Source organism: Aliidiomarina taiwanensis (assembly GCF_003987015.1).
GTDB lineage: Bacteria > Pseudomonadota > Gammaproteobacteria > Enterobacterales > Alteromonadaceae > Aliidiomarina > Aliidiomarina taiwanensis.
Window position 1 is genome coordinate 722,674 of record NZ_PIPQ01000001.1, and the last position, 20,542, is coordinate 743,215.

Consider the following 20,542-nt stretch of genomic DNA (forward strand, 5'->3'; position numbering starts at 1 on the left):
TACTACCTCATTCCGTATATTCGCGTACCTGAGCTATTTCACGCAGTACCGATGTCGCAAAACTTCCCGTGCCCAAACGAAACGTCAGAACAACCGTTGTGTCTTCGACAGCGACGTGCAGCTGTTCTGGGTGCAACCAAATGGCACGTCGGCTTTGCTCAAGGCCAGCCCGCTCCAACCCTTCTACCCAAGCGGAATACTCGGTAACTTGTGCTTGTTCAAACGCTAAGGCTTCGGCTTCGGCTACAGGTCGGCCACGCCCCACCATAGGCCCTGTAATTTCAATGTCGCGCTCGGCTAACCGGGAAATCACACGTGCGTCTATCGGGTTGGCCACAAAGTAAGAATGGCTGCCCGTTAATTGCATTACATCACCTGCCAGAGGTTGGTGGCCAAACGCTTGAATACGAGCACTTACATACTGATTAAAAATAAACGAGCGCGCCGCTGACAATACAATACCACGTAAGCCTCTGTCTTTTATGCGGCGTCCAGAAAACAAACCGTCTGCCTTCACGAGGTTACTGCCATGATGGCCAAACCTTTGTTCACCAAAGTAATTAGGCACGCCAACAGCTATTGCTTCTATGCGCTTCAACAAAGCCGGAATGTCGCTTACTTCACGCAAGCGAATTTCAAATTCATTCCATTTATGGGTGCCTCGTCTTAATTTCCGGTTGCACTTCACCGCCTGCACAATGCGCGCACCCGTAAGCGCAAATTCGTTCCAGTGCACTACTTGTGTGGCGGGTAACTCAACAGAAAACCATTGTTGCGTCACCGCTTGGCGATCTTTCATGCCGGAAAAGCTGACTTGTCGAGCTTGAATGCCCACAAACTGGGCCAATGCCCGAGCAACTTGCTCGGTATTGAGTTGCGTTTTTTCAATATACAACCAATGGTGTTGGCCTTTTTCGTCCGGCTCTGGTTCAAAACCCAGTACTTCATTCACTTTGAAGTCGCTCGGCTGCTGTTTATAAAGTGCGGTAATGCTCGGCTTACCGTAAGCATAGGCTTGGCTGCTGATTGCTTGCAGCGCTGTTTCAGACACACTCACGCAGCCACCAATAACACCACAGCAAGGGCTGCAATACCTTCTTTACGGCCTGTAAAACCAAGTTTTTCAGTGGTCGAGGCTTTTATATTCACTTGCCCTTCCGGTAACTGCAGCAGTTCAGCAACCCGTGTTTTTATTGCCGCACGATGCGGGTTCACTTTCGGAGCCTCACAAATTAAGGTCAAATCGATATTCGCGGTTTGCCAACCAAGCGCTTGTACACGGGCATACACCTCGGTTAATAAAACCGCACTGTCAGCGTTTTTGTATTGCGGATCATTGTCTGGAAACCATTGCCCTATGTCGCCTTCTCCAATGGCTCCTAGAAAAGCGTCGGTTAACGCATGCAGCAGCACGTCACCGTCAGAGTGGGCTAGTAAGCCTTGTTCGTAGGGTATATCAATACCACCAATGCGAACCGGCCCTTCGCCACCGAATTTATGTACATCAAAGCCTTGGCCAATTCTCATGAATGCTCAACTCCGTTTTCTGTAGGTTGTGGCTGCGCTTTCAATAAAGCTTCCACCATAATTAAGTCGTCGGGACAGGTAATTTTACGCAATTGTTGTTCTGCCTCGAGCAATATGGGAGACACCCCCATAAACTCCATCGCCGACGCTTCGTCGGTTACATTGACTCCTGCTCTTTCCGCTTTCATCATAGCGTCTAATAAGGCTTGCAGAGGAAATATTTGTGGAGTAAAGGCATGCCATACTAGGCTACGGTCCAACGTTTGTACCTGTCCATGTTTGTTCGTTTGTTTCAGAGTGTCCCAGGCGGGTACAGCCGCAACAACACCCCGTTCGGGTACCTGTTGCGCTTGATCAAGTAAGGCCGTTAACAGCTTTTTAGAAAGGCCGGGACGCGCCGCGTCGTGCACCAGTGCTAACGTGTCGGGGCCATGCAAGGCTTGAGCTGCAGCTAAGCCATGTAAAACCGACTGAGCCCGGCTTGCCCCACCTGGTACACGTACAACCTGTGGGTGATTGCTTAAGTTTGTTTGTGCTGAAAAGTACGGGTCGTCGGGCTGCACAGCAATAAAAACCTGTTGTACACGCGTGTCTGCCAGTAATGCTAAAACACTCTGTTCTAAAATGCTTTTACCAAGTAACGTCAGGTATTGTTTTGGCACCTCAGCGCCCATACGCTGACCTATGCCAGCGGCAGGTATAATCGCTATGACACTCACGAAGAATTATTGTCCTTTGCAATTAAGCGAAAAAAGGTTTCATCGGCTTTGACCATACCCAGCTCATTCCGGGCCCGCTCTTCAACAGCATCTCGAGCTTCGCGTAAATCTCGAATATCTGCATAGATCAATTGATTACGCTGCTTTAGGGCGGCATTCGAGTCGCTTTGTCGCTGAATTTCACTGCGCAATTCACGGTACTCGCTAACCCCACTTTGGCCAAACCAAATGCGGTATTGTAACAGTATAAAAATGCAGAGCATGCAGAGGGTTAAAAAACGCATATACCTCTCCTTGTCAGTGGCCTTCTACTATTATGACCAGTTCAGCGCCCGAATTAAAACCTTTCTTTTATTCATCCGGTCTACGAGCTTGGGTGAACTTAGGCCAACATAACATGGCGCTGAGCAATAATTCACGTAGCGGCAAAGCTACAGGCGGTAAACGCCCTGCATTATTCCAGCGATGGCCCGCACAAGCAGCTGTCATAACAGTCACAGTAGGTTTGAGGACACGAATAGGTTCCTTCGCTAACGAAGCGCCCGTAAACGCACACCAGCCCCAACGGTTAAGGTGAAACCGCTTATTGGCATAGTCCACACGATCCACAGAGTCGAGACGAATATGCACTTTGCCCCCTGCGGTGACCTCCACCGGTAACGGCAAGCCAGGAGCTATATGCTGTTCAAGCCACTTGGGTAAATGAGTTGGGTCAGGTTGCGGAGGCCTTGGCCGTTGTTTCGCCTGCCAGCCTGCATTTTGTGTGTCTAAGGTTAGGGGTGAGTCAGCCTCGATAAGCCACCAGGCTGCTTTTTTCACATAGAAGGGTAAGCTACGCAGTTTTCTGCGAATGCGTGCTGCATCGTCGTCTGCGTAGCTTAATAATGCAAGTTCACGCTCATACATAGCATTACACAACTCGGCCTGAGCCGAGTTGTGTGCTTGCATGTGAAAAATATCACCTTGCATGGCGTTAAATGCTTATTTCGCCGCGGCGCGTACTTCTGCTAAACCGCGATAAGCAACCGTGCCAAGGGCTTGTTCAATACGTAGTAACTGATTGTATTTTGCTACGCGGTCAGAACGGCATAGGCTACCGGTTTTAATTTGACCTGCAGCAGTTCCTACGGCTAGGTCAGCGATAGTGGCGTCTTCCGTTTCACCTGAACGGTGAGAAATAACCGCAGTAAAGCCTGCTTCGTGGGCCATACGAATAGCCGCTAAGGTTTCACTTAAACTACCGATTTGGTTGAATTTAATTAAAATCGAGTTACCAATGCTTTCATCAATACCACGCTTTAATATTTTAGTGTTAGTTACGAATAAGTCGTCTCCAACCAGCTGCACCTTGTCGCCTAAGCGCTCGGTTAGGTATTTCCAACCGGCCCAGTCGCTCTCATCTAAACCGTCTTCAATGGAAACAATGGGGTAACGTTCACACAACCCAGCAAGGTAGTCGGAAAACTCTTCTGCAGTAAAGCTTTTGCCTTCACCGCTTAAGTGGTACTTACCGTCACGGTAAAACTCAGTGGCAGCACAGTCTAGCGCGAGTGTAACGTCACCACCAAGCTCGTACCCTGCTTTCGTAACCGCTTCCGCAATGACTTCAAGGGCTGCTTCGTTCGACTCTAAGTTCGGCGCAAAGCCTCCTTCGTCTCCAACCGAGGTGCTTAACCCACGGCTTTGTAATACTGCTTTCAACGCGTGGAAAATTTCCGCACCAACGCGCAAGCCTTCTGCAAAGCTTTTGGCAGCTACGGGCTGAATCATAAACTCTTGAATGTCGACGTTGTTGTCAGCGTGCTCACCACCGTTCAAAATATTCATCATCGGCAATGGCATGCTGTAGGTGTTGGGCGTACCGTTTAATGTGGCAATATGCTCAAACAACTCAACCCCTTTCGAAGCTGCAGCTGCTTTTGCTACTGCCAATGACACGGCAAGAATGGCGTTTGCACCTAGCTTCTCTTTGTTTTCAGTGCCGTCTAGCTCCAGCATAATCGCGTCAATACGCTCTTGGTCAAGGGCGTCTTGTCCTAGTAGGGCTTCCGCAATCGACTCATTGATATGATCAACCGCCGTCAGCACACCTTTACCTAAGTATCTGTCTTGGTCTTTGTCACGAAGCTCTAAAGCTTCACGGCTTCCCGTGGACGCACCACTTGGTGCTGCTGCCCGGCCAAAGCTACCGTCTTCTAGCCATACGTCGGCTTCTACCGTTGGGTTTCCACGCGAGTCCATGATTTCGCGTCCAATTATTTTTTTAATTTGGCTCATTGTTGTTACCTATTACACTCGATTAGCTTTTTGATACGCACCTGCAGCAGCAATAAACCCAGTGAAGAGTGGGTGACCATCGCGTGGTGTGGAGGTGAACTCAGGGTGAAACTGAACCGCAACAAACCAAGGGTGGTTCGGCAGCTCAATGGCTTCAACTAGCGACTTGTCCGCTGACAAAGCACTAAAGGTTAACCCGGCCTCAGCGATCTGATCACGCAGGTTATTATTTACTTCATAACGGTGGCGGTGGCGTTCGTGAACTTCTGACGAGCCATAGGCCTCATACAGCTTAGTGTTAGGCTCTACATGACACAACTGCGAACCTAGGCGCATAGTACCGCCTAAATCGTCGTCAGCAGAACGTTCAATAACCGCACCAGAACTGTCTAACCATTCATTAATCAAGCCAACCACAGGGTAAGGTGTGTCGGCGTCAAATTCTGTGCTGTTGGCGTTTTTCATGCCGGCACAGTTACGTGCATACTCAATCAGCGCCACTTGCATACCCAAGCAAATACCTAAGTAAGGTACTTTATGCTCTCGGGCATAGCGTGCCGCAATAATTTTTCCTTCTACGCCGCGGTCACCAAAACCACCAGGTACTAAAATTGCGTCTAAGCCTTCCAGCTTCGCTGTTCCTTTCGTTTCGAGGTCTTGGGCATCAATGTAGCGAATATTCACCGTTAAACGGTTGTGTAAGCCAGCATGGCCAAGGGCTTCGTTCACTGACTTGTAGGCGTCGGGCAGCTCAATATATTTCCCTACCATGCCCACGGTCACTTCACCGCTTGGGTTCGACTCTCGATAAAGCACCTGCTCCCACTCGCTTAAGTCAGCTTCTGGGCAGTCTATTCGGAAGCGGTCCACAATAAGCTCGTCGACCCCTTGAGCTTTTAAAATAGATGGGATTTTATAAATGCTGTCCACATCTTTTAATGACACCACAGCCCGCTCGGGTACATTGGTAAACAAAGCAATTTTAGCGCGCTCGTTGGCAGGAATAATATGATCAGAGCGGCAAATAAGAATGTCCGGTTGAATGCCAATAGAACGCAGTTCTTTTACAGAGTGCTGGGTTGGCTTCGTTTTTACTTCACCCGCAGCACCAAGGAACGGAACTAACGTTAGGTGAATAAATAAGGTGCGTTCACGCCCCACTTCGGTGGCTAGTTGGCGTATAGCTTCTAGGAAGGGTTGCGACTCAATATCGCCAACGGTGCCGCCTATTTCAATGAACGCAACATCGTAGCCTTCGGACCCTTCAATAACCCGACGTTTAATTTCGTTGGTTATATGAGGAATAACTTGAATGGTCGCCCCTAAGAACTCCCCACGACGTTCGCGACGAATAATGTCTTCGTAAACTCGCCCTGTGGTGAAGTTGTTTTTGCGCGTCATGCGCGTACGAATGAAGCGCTCGTAATGGCCCAAGTCTAGGTCCGTTTCAGCGCCGTCTTCGGTTACAAAAACCTCGCCGTGCTGAATGGGGCTCATAGTGCCTGGGTCTACGTTTATGTATGGGTCGAGCTTCATGATAGTGGTTTTAATACCACGCGCTTCAAGAATTGAAGCTAAAGAAGCCGCCGCAATACCTTTCCCCAGTGATGACACAACACCACCAGTTACAAAAATATATTTAGTCGCCATGCATAACCTTGCTGCATCAGGATGAATGTGGATTTGGAAAAGTAATCAAGACGGGGAAACAGTATACGCTAGCTATTCCTTTTCAACAACGATTAATCGGCCAAATTAACCTTTTCGCTTGGCCTGTTGCCAGAACAATTCCAGCTCGTCAAGACTGTAGTCACTGAAGGCTCCACGGCCTGAAGCAACCGACTCGGTGACCTTCTGAAAGCGCCGGCTAAACTTTTCATTGGCACTTTGTAAAGCCACATCGGGGTCTACTTGCGCATGCCGCACTAAGTTTAGTACCGCAAACAACAAGTCGCCCAGTTCGTCAGTTACACGCTCGCGCTGCACCACCTCAGCGGTTAGCTCTTCGTTTACCTCGTCGATTTCTTCCCGTATTTTGTCCATAACAGGCGCAAGGCTTTGCCAGTCAAACCCATGCTGAGAAGCTGCCTGCTGTATGGCCACGGCTTGTTGCATGGTGCTTGTTCTTTGCTTAGGTTTTTCGTTGCACATTAAGCACATGGGGCACCTGTTGTAATTTGCTGAGTAACCGCTGTACGTCGTGTTGATGCTGTACTAGCACGGTCAAACTAACGAACACATGGCCGTCTTTGTCTTGGCGTGTATTCACATTTCTTACGCTCAGCTTCTCATTGGTTAAAATACTGGTAATGTCGTACAGCAAACCTGCTCGGTCAAGCGACACTATGCTTAAGTCTACGGCAAACGTTTGTTGTTTATTGCCTTGCCATTCCACATCAATGCCCCGGCCAGGCGCTTGCTCCAGCAGGTTTTGTACATTGTCACATTCTTGGTGGTGGACCGACACGCCTCGGCCTTTGGTGATGTAACCCACAATAGGGTCGCCAGGCAGCGGCTGACAGCATTGAGCGAAGCTCATCATCAGGTTGCCGATGCCCGCAATTTTTACTCCGTCACGGTTCTGTTCTGGTGCCTTTTGACCTTTACGACGAGAAGCTAAGCGTTCTAATTGCTCTTGCTCGTCGTCGTGGTCGCTACGTAACGAATTCACCACTTGCTGCAAGCGCACGTCGCCGGCGCCTATGCCCACCAGCAAGTCATCCATATGCTGCATATTGAACTTCTTAACTGCTGGCGGTACATCTGCCATGGACAGTTGATGACGTTGTAGCTCAGCTTCTAGTTGCTCGCGCCCTAGTTGCAAATAATGCTCTCGGTCGTGCTTTTTGAAATAGGTATGAACCTTACTGCGAGCGCGGCTTGAGCGTAAATAACCCAGCTGAGGGTTTAACCAATCCCGTTTCGGGTTCGGCTCTTTTTGCGTCATCACTTCTACCCGCTCAGCGTTTTGCAAGCGGTAAGTAAAGGGCACAATGCGCCCGTCCACTTTGGCACCTATACAGCGGTGACCAATTTGACTGTGAATATAGTAGGCAAAATCAAGGGGGGTGGAGCCCATAGGTAAGTCCACCACATCCCCTTTGGGCGTAAACACATACACACGGTCTTCAAAGACTTGGCTGCGAATTTCTTGCACCAAGTCTTCGTTTTCGGCCATGTCTTCATGCCATGCCAGTAGCTTACGGAGCCAGGCAATTTTGTCTTCATAGCCTTGCGCCTTGGTGGTAACCTGCCCTTCTTTATACATCCAGTGGGCAGCAACACCAAGTTCAGCGTCGTCGTGCATTTGTCGGCTACGAATTTGTATTTCAATGTTTTTTTGCGACGGCCCTATCACCACCGTATGAATCGACTGGTAGCCATTAGCCTTTGGTGTCGCCACGTAATCATCAAACTCAGCAGCTAAATGTCGCCACAGGCTATGGACTATACCTAAAGCGCCATAGCAGTCTTTCAAGCTTTCCGTTACCACCCGCACCGCACGAATGTCGTACAGTTCGTCAAAACGCAGGCTTTTCTTTTGCATTTTTTTCCAAATGCTAAAAATATGCTTCGGCCGGCCATAGACCTCAGCTTGAATGTCGTTTTTCGCTAGCTCTTCATTCAAAGTTTGCACAAAAGTTTCAATATAACTTTCACGCTGCAACCGCTTTTCGTCAAGCTGCTGGGCTATTTGCTTATAAATGTCCGGGTGTAAATAGCGAAAAGCAAGGTCTTCTAACTCCCACTTCAGCTGCCCAATACCAAGGCGGTTGGCTAAAGGCGCATATATTTCGCTGCACTCTTTGGCGGCTAGTACGCGTTCTTCTTCCTCCGCATGCTTCACTAGTCGCAGAAAGCAAATTCGTTCTGCCAACTTGACCAGCACGGCACGTACGTCTTCAACCATGGCGAGGAGCATACGGCGCACTGTGTCTATTTGGGTGTCGCTTGGCTTGCCACGCCGAAAGTGTTGCAGTTCACTAATGCTTTGCATTTGCTGCACTGTCGCCACAAGTTGCGCCACATCCTGTGAGCAATGTTGCTCTAGCCATTCGTCATCTACAAGGCCGGCCTCAAAGTACGGCACCAAAAGTGCCACGCGTAGGCCATTTAAGTCGAGGTTTAAGTCGGAGAGAATTTCAACCATTTCCCGCCCTTTCAGGCGGTACTCAATGTGTGCTTGGGCGTCGTCAGCAGGAAGTAAGGCAGCAAGGGTGTTGTCGAGCGCAACCAGGGCGGCTTTATTGTCGTCGGCCGCAATGGCCGCCAACCAATTACTTTGTTCCCCGTGCCCTTTATCCACGTGAACATTACGCACCTGCACCATATTCTACTCCTGTTTTTCTCCAAGCCGCCTTCACTGACAATGCGAAAAACAAACTCGGGTGTCAATGCCCTTTTCCGCTTTTTAATGCATTGCTTACGACAACACGACAAAAGCAATGGCATAGTCCATTTCGTCACTAATCGACACATCCATTTGGCTAACGCCTAACTCTTTTGCACGTTGCTCGGCGCCACCAGACAAGTGCAATATGGGTTGGCCTAATGGCGTATGCTGCACTTCAATATGCTGCCAAGAAATGCCTTGGGCCAACCCTGTCCCCAATGCTTTTAAACACGCCTCTTTGGCTGCAAAGCGTTTCGCAAGGAGGCGAGCAGGCTCTTTGGCTTGCTCAAATTGAGCATATTCGTGTGCGGTTAAAATGCGTGCTGCGAAGTTTTTCTGCCGCTCAACGGCAGCGGCAATTCGTTGCACTTGCACTATATCGGTACCTATGCCCCTTATGCTCACCCGCGGCGTGCCTCGTTCATAATAGCCTTCATATCGCGCACTGCTTGGTCTAAACCGGTAAACATGGCACGAGACATAATGGCATGCCCAATATTCAGTTCGTAAAGCTCTGGAATAGCTGCAATGGCCTGAGTGTTGTGGTAATTCAAGCCATGTCCCGCATTCACAATTAAACCTAAGGCATGGGCCTCTTTCGCGCCTTGCTGAATTTGCGCTAAGGCTTTTTCTTGAGCGGTCCCCGTTGCTTCAGCGTAATGGCCTGTGTGCAATTCAATGAAAGGAGCACCCGAGGCATGGGCCGCCTGAATTTGCTCGCTGTCAGCGTCAATAAACAAGGACACCAAAATACCAGCTTCACTTAGCTCAGCAACCACCTCTTTGCAGCGGTCCAGTTGCCCTGCCACATCCAGCCCACCTTCAGTTGTCAGCTCTTCACGCTTTTCAGGGACCAAGCAAACAAAGGTGGGTTTAATGCGCTTAGCTATGGCTATCATTTCGTCCGTCATCGCCATTTCAAAGTTCATGCGGGTTTGAAGCGTTTGTGCAAGTAAGTCCACGTCGCGGTCGGTAATGTGGCGTCTGTCTTCACGCAAATGAATGGTAATGCCATCGGCACCGGCTTGCTCGGCCACCGCAGCACCTTGAACCGGGTCTGGGTAACTGCCGCCGCGCGCGTTACGAATGGTTGCCATATGGTCAATGTTCACACCAAGAAGTAAAGGGTTCATTTCGCCTCTCTTATCATTATGAATACTTAAGACTGCTGCGGTCGAAAAAGGTTTCGGCTGTGTAACGGTTTCGTGCCTAAATGCGGCTGCAAAGCCGCCCGCATCAGTAGCTTGTAGTGCGTTAGTCGCTGCTCGGTATTAAGCTGAAAGTCGGCCAACGCAAGAATGTCTTCTCCGCGGAGAACCAGAGCCTGTTGTGGCGCTTGTTGCACGGCCACAAACCCTTGCTCGGGGTAAAAAATATAGGTTTGCTGCGCCACAATGGGCTGGCCTGTATGGGCTTCTTCTCGCCACGAAAAGGCCAGGTCTAAGCGCACTAATAATTGCCATTCAAACCGTCGCAGCACCGGCTCAAGTAACGCTTGTTCATGCAGTAGGGTGAGTGTGTGGCGGTAGTCGTTAAATACGTCTGCCGCCTCATAGTGTTCGGGTAACAGCCGCTGAATTAGCTCATTCAAATAAAAGCCACTGTATAAGTAACGGCCTTGCAGCGGAAACGCCTGGACCACATCCGCTTGTTTTAGCGTTGGCAATTCACCCCTGCCTTGCCAGTCTGCTTCCAGCAAGTTAAACGGCTCTAATGCGCCTCGCCACTTGCTTTTTGCGCTCCGTGCGCCGCGAGCAATAACCCGACGGCGGCCATGCTGCTGGGTGAAAAGCTCCAGTATATAACTATGCTCTTGATACGCCCAACGGTGCAGCACAAACGCCGCATTCATTACTCTTCTCCATAGCCCAAACTACGTAGTGCGCGCTCGTCGTCTGCCCAGCCCGACTTCACTTTTACCCACAGCTGTAAGTTTACTTGGTTATCAATGAGCTTTTCGATATCGCGCCGTGCGTCTTGGCCTATAGTTTTTAATTTACTGCCCTTGTTTCCTATCACCATCCGCTTTTGCCCCTCACGCTCAACCAAAATTAAGCCATGAATGAGGGTTACGCCGGAAGGCTGATCCTGGAACTTTTCAATTTCCACTGTGGTTGAATAAGGCAGTTCTTCACCTGTATAGCGAATAAGCTTTTCGCGAATAATTTCAGCAGCCATAAAGCGAACTGAGCGGTCGGTAACGGAGTCTTCAGAAAAGTAATGCATGCCCGGCGTTAAGTAGTCGCGCACAGCCTTTTTCAAGGCTGGCATTTGCTCGCTTGAACGGGCTGTTAGCGGAATAATTTGTTCAAACTCAAACTTGCTTGTAAGCTCTTGAATATGCGGCAATAAAATAGACTTGTCTTTGAACTGATCGATTTTATTAATAACAAGAATTACCGGACGCTTGGCCCGACGCAGCTTATTTAGCACCATTTCATCGTCGTCTGTCCAATGGGTGCCTTCCACCACAAAAATCACCATGTCCACGTCGCCAATAGACGAGCTAGCAGCGCGGTTCATTAGGCGGTTAATCGCTCGCTTTTCTTCCATGTGCAACCCGGGCGTGTCCACATACACGGTCTGATAAGCACCGTCTGTGTCTATGCCCAAAATGCGATGCCGTGTGGTCTGCGCTTTTTTCGATGTAATGCTTACCTTCTGACCTAGCAATTGGTTTAGCAGTGTCGACTTCCCCACATTAGGACGGCCAACAATGGCAATAAAACCACTTTTTGTTTCTTGTTCACTCATTCAGTGTTCTCTTTCGTGTGCGCTTCTAGCGCTTCAAGGGCCTTAGCAGCAGCTGCTTGCTCTGCTTTTCTTCGGCTCGTGCCTGTGCCTATCACAGGCGTTTCTAATAAGGTGGTGGTACAGCTCACGGTAAATCGTTGATTATGTGCTTTGCCCGTTAACTCTGTCACCTGATAATTGGGCACGGGCTCTTGTCGTGCCTGCAGTATTTCTTGTAATTGGGTTTTCGGGTCTTTTTGTGACATCCCGGGTTTTATATTTGCAAGGCGCGTGGCATACCAAGCCAACACGCGTGCTTTACAGGTTTCTAAGTCACTGTCTAAGTAAATAGCGCCAATTAACGCTTCCACCGCGTCCGACAAAATAGATTCACGGCGGTAACCTCCGCTTTTTAGCTCACCCGGACCCAGCTGCAAAAACTCACCCAACTTAAATTCAACGGCAAGCTCCGCCAGCATAGGACCACATACTAAAGTCGCGCGCATCCGGCTTAAATCACCTTCTTGCACATCTGGAAACTGCAAGTAAAGGGCTTCCGCTATAAACATGCTGAGTAGCGAGTCGCCTAAAAACTCAAGCCGTTCGTAATGCTTCCCTGCCGCACTCCGGTGTGTTAACGCTTGAAGTAAAAGCTGCTTGTCTTTTATTTCATAGCCAAGGGCTTTACTTAACACGCGAATTTGTTGCTCACTTAACTTCAACGGATACTCCCAAGTCGTTCAAACCGAACCCGTGCAGGCAGCCAAGAAGGCATACGCGAGTCTGGGCCATGGTCAAAGTCGAGACTAAGCCAAACAAAAACAGCACGGCCTACTAGGTTTTCTTCTGGCACAAAGCCCCAAAAGCGGCTGTCTCTGGAGTTGTCTCTATTGTCGCCAATCACAAAATAATGCCCTTCTGGCACTATCCATTCGCCCCGGCGGCTATTGGCTTGGTTATAAAAAGCTCCCACTTGCGAACCAGCAACTGGGTTCACCAATACCTGATAGCTATTGTCGCCATGGGTTTCCGCATAAGTACGCATGGGCACACGGCCGTAATAAAATTCACCTTCAGCAACTAACTCGTGCTCAAGGGACACTTCATTTTCACCGCTGCAATTGGGCGCGCACTGTTTTTCAATATAAAACTGTTTGTCGTGGTACACCACACGGTCGCCAGGTAAGCCAATTACCCGCTTAATGTAGTCAATATCGGGCTCGACCGGGTATTTAAATACAGCCACCTCGCCGTGCTTTGGTGTCCCCGTGGCTAATAGTTGCTTTCTAAACAGTGGGTCACGCACCCCATAGCGAAACTTCTCCACTAAAATGAAGTCCCCTGCCAGTAGTGTCGGCATCATAGAGCCGCTAGGAATACGAAAAGGCTCGTAAAAAAAGCTACGCAAAATAAGAATAAAGGCGATAAGCGGGAAAGCCGAACGGGAAAACTCCACTAAACTGGACTCGGGTACAGCCCTGCTGGCTTCTTCCGCCGTCAGTTTTCGGCCCGTTTTACTTTCTACCTCAGCAATTGCTGTAGCCCGCTTTGGCTTAAATAAGAAATGGTCTATAAGCCAAACAAGGCCGGTAAAAATCGTTGCTATGACCAATAGCAACGAAAAGTAAAACGTCGTCATGTCCCTAACACCTTATTCTGCTTATTTTCCAGTTTTTAGAACCGCTAAGAAGGCTTCTTGTGGTAACTCTACGTTACCAATCTGCTTCATGCGCTTCTTACCTTCTTTCTGTTTCTGTAGGAGTTTCTTCTTCCGGCTGACGTCACCACCGTAACACTTAGCGGTAACGTTTTTACGCAGTTGGCGAACCGTGGTACGGGCAATGACTTGGTTACCAATGGCCGCTTGAATTGCAATATCAAACATCTGGCGCGGTATCAGCTCTTGCATTTTCTCAACCACTTCACGGCCTCGGCTTTGGCTAATGCTGCGGTGACAAATAAGTGCTAGGGCGTCTACCCGGTCACCATTCACCAGAATATCCACACGCACCATGTCTGAAGGCTCAAAACGCACAAAGTGGTAGTCGAGAGAAGCATAACCACGGCTAGTGGACTTCAAGCGGTCAAAGAAGTCCATCACCACTTCAGCCATCGGCAGCTCATAGCGCAATGCCACTTGCTTGCCGTGGTAAGACATGTCCTTTTGCACGCCTCGTTTCTCTACACATAAGGTAATAACATTACCCACGTGCTCTTGTGGTACCAGTATATTGGCTTCTACAATCGGCTCGTAAATTTGCTCAATATCATTGACCGCAGGCAAGTAAGCCGGGTTGTCCACATTCAGCTCTTCGCCTTTGGTGGTTTCTACCTTATACACCACAGTAGGTGCCGTGGTGATCAAGTCAATGTTGTATTCGCGTTCCAGGCGCTCTTGAATAATTTCCATGTGCAACATGCCCAGGAAGCCACAACGGAATCCAAAACCTAAAGCACTTGAGTTTTCTGCTTCAAAAAACAAGGAAGCGTCGTTCAATCTAAGTTTGTCCAGGGCGTCACGGAAACTTTCATAGTCGTCGGAACTGATGGGGAACATACCCGCATAAACCTGTGGCTGTACTTTTTTAAAGCCAGGCAACGGTTCTTTCGCAGGGTCTTTACTGTTGGTTAAGGTGTCACCTACAGGCGCGCCGTTAATGTCTTTTATGCCGGCAATAACATAACCCACTTCACCCGCGCGCAAAATACCGGTTTCTGTTTGTTTCGGCGTGAATATGCCTACTTTGTCAACTAGGTGCACCTGGTCTGTTGACATGACCTTCATGCGGTCGCCGGTACGCAAAATACCTTTTTTAATCCGCACAAGTGACACAACGCCTTGGTAGTTATCGAACCAAGAGTCAATAATAAGGGCCTGAAGTGGCGCGTCGTCTTCCGCGTCTTCTACCGGTGAAGGTACTTGGCTAACAATGCGCTCTAGCACATCACGAATACCAATGCCGCTTTTTGCCGAGCACTGCACAGCGTCGACCGCTTCAATACCTACAATTTCTTCAATTTCTTCTGCTACCCGCATTGGGTCGGCTTGGGGTAAGTCTATTTTGTTTAAAATAGGGACGACTTCCAAGTCCATATCAATGGCCGTATAACAGTTTGCTAGGGTTTGTGCTTCCACCCCTTGCGCTGCATCCACCACCAACAAAGCACCTTCACAACCGGCCAAGCTGCGGGAAACCTCATAGGAGAAGTCCACATGCCCTGGCGTGTCAATGAAGTTCAATTGATAGCGTTCACCGTCGTCTGCGTCGTAATACAGGGTCACGCTTTGTGCTTTAATCGTAATGCCACGCTCGCGCTCTATATCCATGCTGTCAAGCACTTGTGCGGCCATTTCACGATCAGTTAACCCACCACAGTAGGAAATAAGGCGATCGGATAGGGTCGACTTACCGTGGTCTATATGGGCAATAATTGAAAAGTTACGAATATTGGCTTTAGCTACGCCGTTCTGGCTCATGGACACCTCAAAAGACATAAAAGAAAAGTCGCCCAACGCCCAGGCGATGAAAAAGCGACTCACGAACGAGTGGATTTTACTGGCTTTTACACGTTTCTACAATCAATGTCACTGTTTGTTCGTGTTTGTATATGTAGTGCCCGTCGTATTTGGCCGTCGCGACCATGTAGATAGCGCTTTAAAAGCACCAGCGAAACGGCCGTTGTCACCACAGTGAGGGCAATAACGAGTAACTCGTTAGCAGGCCAAAACCAGTGCCCTATGATAGCACTTATCATCAGCGCCAGCATAGGTAGGCCATAAAGCATGAGGGAAAAGCGGACCATACTTTGCTCAGGCATCAAAAGTTCTACCTGCTCGCCCACCTGAAAGTTATGTTCCATGGTAAATTGCAAACGGCCATTGCGCTGAGGGAGCGCCTTCGAAAGCAGCCCTGCGCCGCAATGGTTTTGATGAGCACAGCCAGAACAGCCCGACTTAAGCTTGGTCGCAACTTCAACCCACCCCGAGTCCACCGCTGTTACTTCAGCAAGCTCACGAATCATGGTTGTCTCCTTACGCCAGCGGCAACTGCTTGCGCCATGGACAAGGGCACTTTTCCTACAATCGTGACTGCAAAGCTGTCGTGCACCACAGACACCATAGAAGTTAAGTTTTCATACTGTACAGGTAATACTTGGTTTTCATTCTCAATAATGTACACCGAGAATTTCGCCATACCGTCGGTAAACATAAAGTGCTCGGCTAAGGGACCATTCATGGCCACACGCACCTGTTGTTGGCGCTGGACCGTGAAGCCTGTAGGTACTTCGTCAAATTGCCATTCATTCGATGTCTGCTGCTGACGCATTGGTTGCCGTGACGGCCCTTGCCCCCATTGCGACTCCAGCTGCTGCACTTCTTCCAGTGACTCTGCTTGCACATGCAGTGATGTGAGGAGGATCTGTTCCACCACGTCTCCACTCGGTAAGTAGGTATTCATACTCAATAACATGCCCGTTTCTCGGTCCACCCACAGGCTATATAAATAGCGGTCGCGCTCGTGGGGTATCAGGCGAATATGCTGAGCTGCACGGTCGACCACGCGGTCTCCCCCAACAGCAACCATATGGTAAGAGTGGTGCAAGGTTTCAAAACTGCCGTACAAGCCACTCGGTATAGGTCCTGAAAGTGTCTCTGATGCCACCGCATAGGGTGTGCTTGTGGAAGATAAATAGGCTACTTGGTTATTAAAACGTACTGCTTGATTATGTGGGCCGTTTAAGCTTTCTATGACTTCTATATTATTACCAGCTGGCGTAACACTGTGTACCCAGCGGTAAGCTTGTAAGCCACTTGGCTGCATTGCAATAAACGAGGCGCGGTAGTTCAGTTCTTGCAAGGCACTTTGCATGCGCTTAAACCAATGTTCACCTTGCGCCCGTGCTTGTTGCAATTCATTGCTTTCTTGCTCTGTTGGCACTGGCTCTACCGTATTGGTCGCCAATGCACTAGGTTCGGCAGCTGCCACCGACTGAAGCGCACCCACATTCAAACTACAAATAACGAGCAAACCAACTACATAAGGTTTCATGCGCTTACATTCCTATCGAAAGTCTTACTGGGGTGACGATGTATTCGGCTCCTTCACGTCACTTTCTTCTTGCTTTTGCTGCTCTTTAAGTGCTGCTTCGTTCAGGGCACCGCTCCATTGTAACTGAAGCTGGTGGTCAAGCATAAAGGCTTGCACTTGGCTTTGTAACCGCGCCTGTTGCTGAGCCGTTAGCGACGTTTGCGGTTGTGCAGCATTATAGCTTACTGGATTACCAATAACGCCTAAAGGCACCGTTTGTAATGTAGGTTGAAAACCGGGGCTCGCAACCGCTTGTTCAGGTAAGCTGCCATCGTCAATACGCTGATACTGAGTCACGCCTAATACAGTAACAAGGGCTACACTTGCTGCAATAGCCATATTTGCTGCCGGCTTTAGCCATTTTTTCAATGCCAGCTTCCGCGCTAAACCATGCTTAGGCGCAAAAGGTATTGGCTCGTTCGCCACCTGGGCTGCCACTGCGGCAGAAATGTCTAGGGGCATGTCCTGTTTCACCTCGTTACGCATGGCTGCACGAATCAGGTGATAGTTGTGCCACTTCTGACGCAAGGCGTCATCGCGAACCAGGTTGTCCAAGCTAGCACGCTCCTGAGCTGTGTCTAGCTCGGAGTCCATTAACGCAGACAAGGTTTCATACTGGCGCTCGGTCATCGTTTACTTTCCTCAGTTGGCCATAACGATTGCTTAAGTATTCTCAAGCAAGGGGCGTAATTTCTCTTCAATGGCTTCACGTGCTCTAAAAATACGTGAACGCACTGTACCTATGGGGCAGTCCATTGTAATGGCTATTTCTTCATAGCCTAACCCGTCGAGCTCTCGCAAGGTAATCGCTTGCTTTAAGTCTTCAGGTAGTTGGCTAATGGTTTCCATAAGCACGGTCTTCAGTTCATCCGTAAGCAACAAGCTTTCCGGAGTTGCTATATCGCGTAGGCCGTTGCCCTGCCCTTGGTCCAAAAACTCCGCATCTTGTGCGTCTATGTCAGAACTCGGTGGCTTCCGGCTACGGGACACCAAATAATTTTTCGCTGTATTTACGGCAATACGGTAAAGCCATGTATAAAAAGCACTGTCGCCTCGGAAGTTTGGTAGCGCTCGGTAGGCCTTAATAAACGCCTCCTGCGTAACATCGGCTACATCTCCCGAATGCTTTACATAGCGCGACACCAAACCCATAATCCGATGTTGGTATTTTTTTACCAATACATCAAAGGCTTGCTGATCACCTTGCTGTACCCGTTCAACCAGCTGCTGATCAATTTCTTGTTCGCTCATTCGAGCCCACTCTCTCCAAAATACTGCTTTATGACTCTTCCCGAGAATAATTTTAAAGAATACGCACCAAGATTATTGTTGGCTCGAACACATTCTATAAACACTAGACCGCCTATTTTAGGAAAAGTTCGCATTTAATTTATAAACAAGGGTAAAATCCCCACTCAACTTTATGGACTACGATATATCATCATGGCAGAGAGCGCTATGTTCCAATGTGACGTACTAATTATTGGTAGTGGTGCTGCAGGGCTTTCATTGGCGTTGCAGCAAGCAAAAACCAGCCGTGTGATTGTGCTCAGTAAAGGGCCTTTACAAGAAGGCTCAACCTACTATGCGCAAGGCGGCATTGCTGCCGTGTTCGATGAAGACGACAGCATAGAGTCGCACGTTGAGGACACATTAACCGCTGGTGCCGGCTTGTGCGAACGGCATGTGGTGGAATACACCGCAGCCCACGCAAAAGAAAGCATGAACTGGCTCATTCAGCTAGGCGTTGACTTTGACCAGGAAACCGCTGCAGACGGTACCTCTAAGTATCACCTAACCCGCGAGGGAGGCCACAGCCACCGCCGTATTTTGCACGCAGCAGACGCAACAGGCAAAGCGGTCCAGTCCACGCTTGTGCGCCAAGCTTTGGCTCACCCGAATATTCAAGTGTTAGAGCACTTCAACGCTATCGACTTGATTGTACACGGTGAAGGCGCAGAGCGCCGTTGCTGCGGTGCCTATATTTGGGACAACACGAATCGCCATGTGCACGCGGTAAGCGCCAAGTTCACTGCGTTGTGTACGGGGGGCTCGAGCAAGGTATACCAATACACTTCAAACCCTGACATTGCCAGTGGTGACGGAATTGCTATGGCGTGGCGAGCTGGTTGTCGTGTAGGAAATATGGAGTTTAACCAGTTCCACCCGACCTGCTTGTTCCACCCCAAAGCCCATAATTTCTTATTAACGGAAGCTCTTCGAGGAGAAGGCGCTTATTTAAAACGCCCCGACGGCAGCCGCTTTATGCCGAGCTTCCACCCGAGTGCCGAGCTGGCTCCACGTGACGTGGTGGCACGTGCCATTGACTTTGAAATGAAGCGGCTGGGTGCCGACTGCATGTATTTAGACATTTCCCATAAGCCCGCTGACTTTATTCAGCAGCATTTCCCGACCATTTATAATAAGTGCTTAAGCTTAGGAATCGACATCACCCAAGAGCCTATGCCGGTTGTACCTGCTGCTCACTATACTTGTGGCGGTGTAGTGACAGATCTACACGCTCAAACCGACTTGCCTGGCTTGTACGCAATTGGCGAAGTTGCTTACACGGGCTTGCACGGTGCCAACCGCATGGCCAGCAATTCCCTGTTAGAATGTGTGGTGTTCGCACGGGCAGCGGCAGCGCACATGGCCGAGCGCATGCATTTGGTCGAATGCCTTGAACACATTGAGCGCTGGGATGAAAGCCAAGTGACCGACTCTGACGAAGAAGTCATTATTCAGCACAATTGGCACGAATTACGTCTGTTTATGTGGGACTACGTAGGCATAGTCCGCAGCGACAAGCGCTTAGAGCGGGCCGCCCGCCGTGTGGAGCTATTACAACAGGAAATACACGACTACTACGCGAATTTCCGAGTGACCAATAACTTGCTTGAACTACGTAACCTGGCTCAGGTTGCCCAACTTATAATTGCCAGCGCTCAACAGCGGAAAGAAAGCCGTGGACTGCATTATACCTTAGACTACCCAGAGCCGTTACCCCAGGCGAAGCCTACCATTCTTGACCCGGCTGTTATGTAGATTCCGCTGTTACTGTACGGGCAATGCGGCGTAGGCGGCTCCATGCGGCCGCATCGACACTGTCACGCCAAATAAAGAGCCAGCGTTGGGCGTGCCCCTGCTGGCCCACAGCAAACATCAGTAACCATGGCGTACACAACAAGGGCGCATGTAAATACATAGAGTCCGCCTCCGAGCCCAGGGCACCTTGGCCGTGGGCGTCTAGGGAAAAGTAGTAGGTCCGCTGCTGTACGCCGTGATACATCATCACCCACAAGCCCAAGGCCGCTATAAGCCAGCTAAAGGCTTGCAACACCATACCTGCCACCGCAAGCAAGATAGCACCACCCCCAAGGGCATAGGAAAGGCGCTGACGAGTTACCGAAAGCTGGACGTCAAAAAGCCAGCGACGCTGTGCCGGTTGAATCAGACTTTCACCCGGCTCAGCATAAAGGCGACCATGTCAGCTAGCTCTGGATCTGGACATTTTTGGTGCCCCATAAACCAAGCAAATAAGTCAGGGTCATCGCACGTGATAAGTCGACGAAACACGGCTTTCTGCTCTTCCGTTAAGTCGTCATATGCTTCTTCAACGAATGGGGCAAACAATACATCAAGTTCCAGCATGCCACGGCGACAGGCCCAACGTAAGCGGCGCTTATCTTTCAACGGCTCTTCAGCCTGACGAATATATTCCATACGATTCCCTTTAAATACAAACTTCACATATAGAGGAATGTTCAGTTTACCAAATTATCCACCAAAAAGTGCGACTATTG

The 20,542-nt window shown here is 49.5% G+C and carries 23 protein-coding genes; 1 reads left to right on the forward strand and 22 read right to left on the reverse strand.

All coding sequences use genetic code 11. The annotated features are described in order from the left end of the window. Positions 1–7 precede the first annotated feature (7 nt). From truD to rpoE, 20 genes are all read right to left on the reverse strand, one after another. On the reverse strand, positions 8–1,057 hold the full coding sequence (gene truD / locus CWE15_RS03350; protein ID WP_126756617.1) for a tRNA pseudouridine(13) synthase TruD: 1,050 nt from the start codon (positions 1,055–1,057) through the stop codon (positions 8–10). Continuing rightward, the gene (ispF, locus tag CWE15_RS03355) at positions 1,054–1,527 is read right to left on the reverse strand and encodes a 2-C-methyl-D-erythritol 2,4-cyclodiphosphate synthase (protein WP_126756618.1); all 474 of its coding nucleotides are present in this window, start codon (positions 1,525–1,527) and stop codon (positions 1,054–1,056) included. Before ispF ends, truD begins: the two co-directional genes overlap by 4 nt. Next, positions 1,524–2,246, reverse strand: coding sequence for a 2-C-methyl-D-erythritol 4-phosphate cytidylyltransferase (gene ispD / locus CWE15_RS03360; RefSeq protein ID WP_126756619.1), 723 nt, complete (start codon positions 2,244–2,246; stop codon positions 1,524–1,526). The genes ispF and ispD overlap by 4 nt, the downstream gene beginning before the upstream one ends. After that, complete coding sequence (gene ftsB, locus CWE15_RS03365) at positions 2,243–2,530, reverse strand: cell division protein FtsB (RefSeq protein WP_126756620.1); 288 nt, start codon at positions 2,528–2,530, stop codon at positions 2,243–2,245. Before ftsB ends, ispD begins: the two co-directional genes overlap by 4 nt. Before the next feature lie 67 nt (positions 2,531–2,597). Continuing rightward, positions 2,598–3,194, reverse strand: a complete 597-nt coding sequence (locus CWE15_RS03370; RefSeq protein ID WP_126756621.1) for a hypothetical protein — start codon at positions 3,192–3,194, stop codon at positions 2,598–2,600. A gap of 33 nt (positions 3,195–3,227) precedes the next feature. Next, a complete protein-coding gene (gene eno, locus CWE15_RS03375) occupies positions 3,228–4,523 on the reverse strand; it encodes a phosphopyruvate hydratase (RefSeq protein ID WP_126756622.1) in 1,296 nt (431 codons plus the stop codon). 12 nt (positions 4,524–4,535) lie between these two features. After that, positions 4,536–6,173 (reverse strand): CTP synthase, encoded by a 1,638-nt coding sequence (locus CWE15_RS03380; protein WP_126756624.1) that lies wholly within the window; start codon positions 6,171–6,173, stop codon positions 4,536–4,538. Between the two features lie 105 nt (positions 6,174–6,278). After that, complete coding sequence (locus CWE15_RS03385) at positions 6,279–6,638, reverse strand: MazG nucleotide pyrophosphohydrolase domain-containing protein (RefSeq protein WP_157980706.1); 360 nt, start codon at positions 6,636–6,638, stop codon at positions 6,279–6,281. 16 nt (positions 6,639–6,654) lie between these two features. After that, the gene (relA, locus tag CWE15_RS03390; RefSeq protein ID WP_126756627.1) at positions 6,655–8,853 is read right to left on the reverse strand and encodes a GTP diphosphokinase; all 2,199 of its coding nucleotides are present in this window, start codon (positions 8,851–8,853) and stop codon (positions 6,655–6,657) included. A 93-nt stretch (positions 8,854–8,946) separates the two neighbouring features. Then, positions 8,947–9,321 (reverse strand): holo-ACP synthase, encoded by a 375-nt coding sequence (acpS, locus tag CWE15_RS03395; protein WP_126756629.1) that lies wholly within the window; start codon positions 9,319–9,321, stop codon positions 8,947–8,949. After that, the gene (pdxJ, locus tag CWE15_RS03400) at positions 9,318–10,049 is read right to left on the reverse strand and encodes a pyridoxine 5'-phosphate synthase (protein WP_126756630.1); all 732 of its coding nucleotides are present in this window, start codon (positions 10,047–10,049) and stop codon (positions 9,318–9,320) included. The genes acpS and pdxJ overlap by 4 nt, the downstream gene beginning before the upstream one ends. A gap of 26 nt (positions 10,050–10,075) precedes the next feature. Then, a complete protein-coding gene (gene recO, locus CWE15_RS03405) occupies positions 10,076–10,768 on the reverse strand; it encodes a DNA repair protein RecO (protein ID WP_126756632.1) in 693 nt (230 codons plus the stop codon). Continuing rightward, on the reverse strand, positions 10,768–11,670 hold the full coding sequence (era, locus tag CWE15_RS03410; protein ID WP_126756633.1) for a GTPase Era: 903 nt from the start codon (positions 11,668–11,670) through the stop codon (positions 10,768–10,770). The genes recO and era overlap by 1 nt, the downstream gene beginning before the upstream one ends. Then, positions 11,667–12,371: a ribonuclease III gene (gene rnc / locus CWE15_RS03415; RefSeq protein WP_198674965.1), complete on the reverse strand. Its 705-nt coding sequence runs from the start codon at positions 12,369–12,371 to the stop codon at positions 11,667–11,669. Before rnc ends, era begins: the two co-directional genes overlap by 4 nt. After that, complete coding sequence (gene lepB, locus CWE15_RS03420) at positions 12,368–13,288, reverse strand: signal peptidase I (RefSeq protein WP_126756635.1); 921 nt, start codon at positions 13,286–13,288, stop codon at positions 12,368–12,370. The genes rnc and lepB overlap by 4 nt, the downstream gene beginning before the upstream one ends. Before the next feature lie 21 nt (positions 13,289–13,309). After that, positions 13,310–15,127 (reverse strand): translation elongation factor 4, encoded by a 1,818-nt coding sequence (lepA, locus tag CWE15_RS03425; protein WP_126756637.1) that lies wholly within the window; start codon positions 15,125–15,127, stop codon positions 13,310–13,312. A gap of 86 nt (positions 15,128–15,213) precedes the next feature. After that, positions 15,214–15,672 (reverse strand): SoxR reducing system RseC family protein, encoded by a 459-nt coding sequence (locus CWE15_RS03430; protein WP_126756638.1) that lies wholly within the window; start codon positions 15,670–15,672, stop codon positions 15,214–15,216. After that, on the reverse strand, positions 15,669–16,700 hold the full coding sequence (locus CWE15_RS03435) for a MucB/RseB C-terminal domain-containing protein (protein ID WP_126756639.1): 1,032 nt from the start codon (positions 16,698–16,700) through the stop codon (positions 15,669–15,671). The genes CWE15_RS03430 and CWE15_RS03435 overlap by 4 nt, the downstream gene beginning before the upstream one ends. A gap of 24 nt (positions 16,701–16,724) precedes the next feature. Further along, the gene (locus tag CWE15_RS03440; protein WP_126756640.1) at positions 16,725–17,369 is read right to left on the reverse strand and encodes a sigma-E factor negative regulatory protein; all 645 of its coding nucleotides are present in this window, start codon (positions 17,367–17,369) and stop codon (positions 16,725–16,727) included. Positions 17,370–17,402: 33 nt separating this feature from the next. Continuing rightward, the gene (gene rpoE, locus CWE15_RS03445) at positions 17,403–17,990 is read right to left on the reverse strand and encodes an RNA polymerase sigma factor RpoE (RefSeq protein WP_126756641.1); all 588 of its coding nucleotides are present in this window, start codon (positions 17,988–17,990) and stop codon (positions 17,403–17,405) included. A gap of 192 nt (positions 17,991–18,182) precedes the next feature. Here rpoE and nadB point away from each other — a divergent pair, with 192 nt between their 5' ends. Continuing rightward, positions 18,183–19,784, forward strand: a complete 1,602-nt coding sequence (gene nadB / locus CWE15_RS03450; RefSeq protein ID WP_126756642.1) for an L-aspartate oxidase — start codon at positions 18,183–18,185, stop codon at positions 19,782–19,784. Here nadB and CWE15_RS03455 read toward each other — a convergent pair. Both CWE15_RS03455 and CWE15_RS03460 read right to left on the reverse strand, forming a co-directional pair. Next, positions 19,777–20,193, reverse strand: coding sequence for a protein YgfX (locus CWE15_RS03455; protein WP_338022897.1), 417 nt, complete (start codon positions 20,191–20,193; stop codon positions 19,777–19,779). The two genes, nadB and CWE15_RS03455, sit on opposite strands and share 8 nt — an antisense overlap. Then, the gene (locus CWE15_RS03460) at positions 20,190–20,462 is read right to left on the reverse strand and encodes an FAD assembly factor SdhE (protein ID WP_126756644.1); all 273 of its coding nucleotides are present in this window, start codon (positions 20,460–20,462) and stop codon (positions 20,190–20,192) included. Before CWE15_RS03460 ends, CWE15_RS03455 begins: the two co-directional genes overlap by 4 nt. Between the last annotated feature and the right edge of the window lie 80 nt (positions 20,463–20,542).

What these genes read in the sequence shown, in the direction of transcription:
- ispF (WP_126756618.1), bottom strand. Translation starts at nt 1,527, where the DNA reads ATGAGAATTGGCCAAGGCTTTGATGTACATAAATTCGGTGGCGAAGGG.
- ftsB (WP_126756620.1), bottom strand. Translation starts at nt 2,530, where the DNA reads ATGCGTTTTTTAACCCTCTGCATGCTCTGCATTTTTATACTGTTACAA.
- CWE15_RS03370 (WP_126756621.1), bottom strand. Translation starts at nt 3,194, where the DNA reads ATGCAAGCACACAACTCGGCTCAGGCCGAGTTGTGTAATGCTATGTAT.
- eno (WP_126756622.1), bottom strand. Translation starts at nt 4,523, where the DNA reads ATGAGCCAAATTAAAAAAATAATTGGACGCGAAATCATGGACTCGCGT.
- CWE15_RS03380 (WP_126756624.1), bottom strand. Translation starts at nt 6,173, where the DNA reads ATGGCGACTAAATATATTTTTGTAACTGGTGGTGTTGTGTCATCACTG.
- CWE15_RS03385 (WP_157980706.1), bottom strand. Translation starts at nt 6,638, where the DNA reads ATGCAACAAGCCGTGGCCATACAGCAGGCAGCTTCTCAGCATGGGTTT.
- relA (WP_126756627.1), bottom strand. Translation starts at nt 8,853, where the DNA reads ATGGTGCAGGTGCGTAATGTTCACGTGGATAAAGGGCACGGGGAACAA.
- pdxJ (WP_126756630.1), bottom strand. Translation starts at nt 10,049, where the DNA reads ATGAACCCTTTACTTCTTGGTGTGAACATTGACCATATGGCAACCATT.
- recO (WP_126756632.1), bottom strand. Translation starts at nt 10,768, where the DNA reads ATGAATGCGGCGTTTGTGCTGCACCGTTGGGCGTATCAAGAGCATAGT.
- era (WP_126756633.1), bottom strand. Translation starts at nt 11,670, where the DNA reads ATGAGTGAACAAGAAACAAAAAGTGGTTTTATTGCCATTGTTGGCCGT.
- lepB (WP_126756635.1), bottom strand. Translation starts at nt 13,288, where the DNA reads ATGACGACGTTTTACTTTTCGTTGCTATTGGTCATAGCAACGATTTTT.
- lepA (WP_126756637.1), bottom strand. Translation starts at nt 15,127, where the DNA reads ATGAGCCAGAACGGCGTAGCTAAAGCCAATATTCGTAACTTTTCAATT.
- CWE15_RS03430 (WP_126756638.1), bottom strand. Translation starts at nt 15,672, where the DNA reads ATGATTCGTGAGCTTGCTGAAGTAACAGCGGTGGACTCGGGGTGGGTT.
- CWE15_RS03435 (WP_126756639.1), bottom strand. Translation starts at nt 16,700, where the DNA reads ATGAAACCTTATGTAGTTGGTTTGCTCGTTATTTGTAGTTTGAATGTG.
- CWE15_RS03440 (WP_126756640.1), bottom strand. Translation starts at nt 17,369, where the DNA reads ATGACCGAGCGCCAGTATGAAACCTTGTCTGCGTTAATGGACTCCGAG.
- rpoE (WP_126756641.1), bottom strand. Translation starts at nt 17,990, where the DNA reads ATGAGCGAACAAGAAATTGATCAGCAGCTGGTTGAACGGGTACAGCAA.
- nadB (WP_126756642.1), top strand. Translation starts at nt 18,183, where the DNA reads ATGGCAGAGAGCGCTATGTTCCAATGTGACGTACTAATTATTGGTAGT.
- CWE15_RS03460 (WP_126756644.1), bottom strand. Translation starts at nt 20,462, where the DNA reads ATGGAATATATTCGTCAGGCTGAAGAGCCGTTGAAAGATAAGCGCCGC.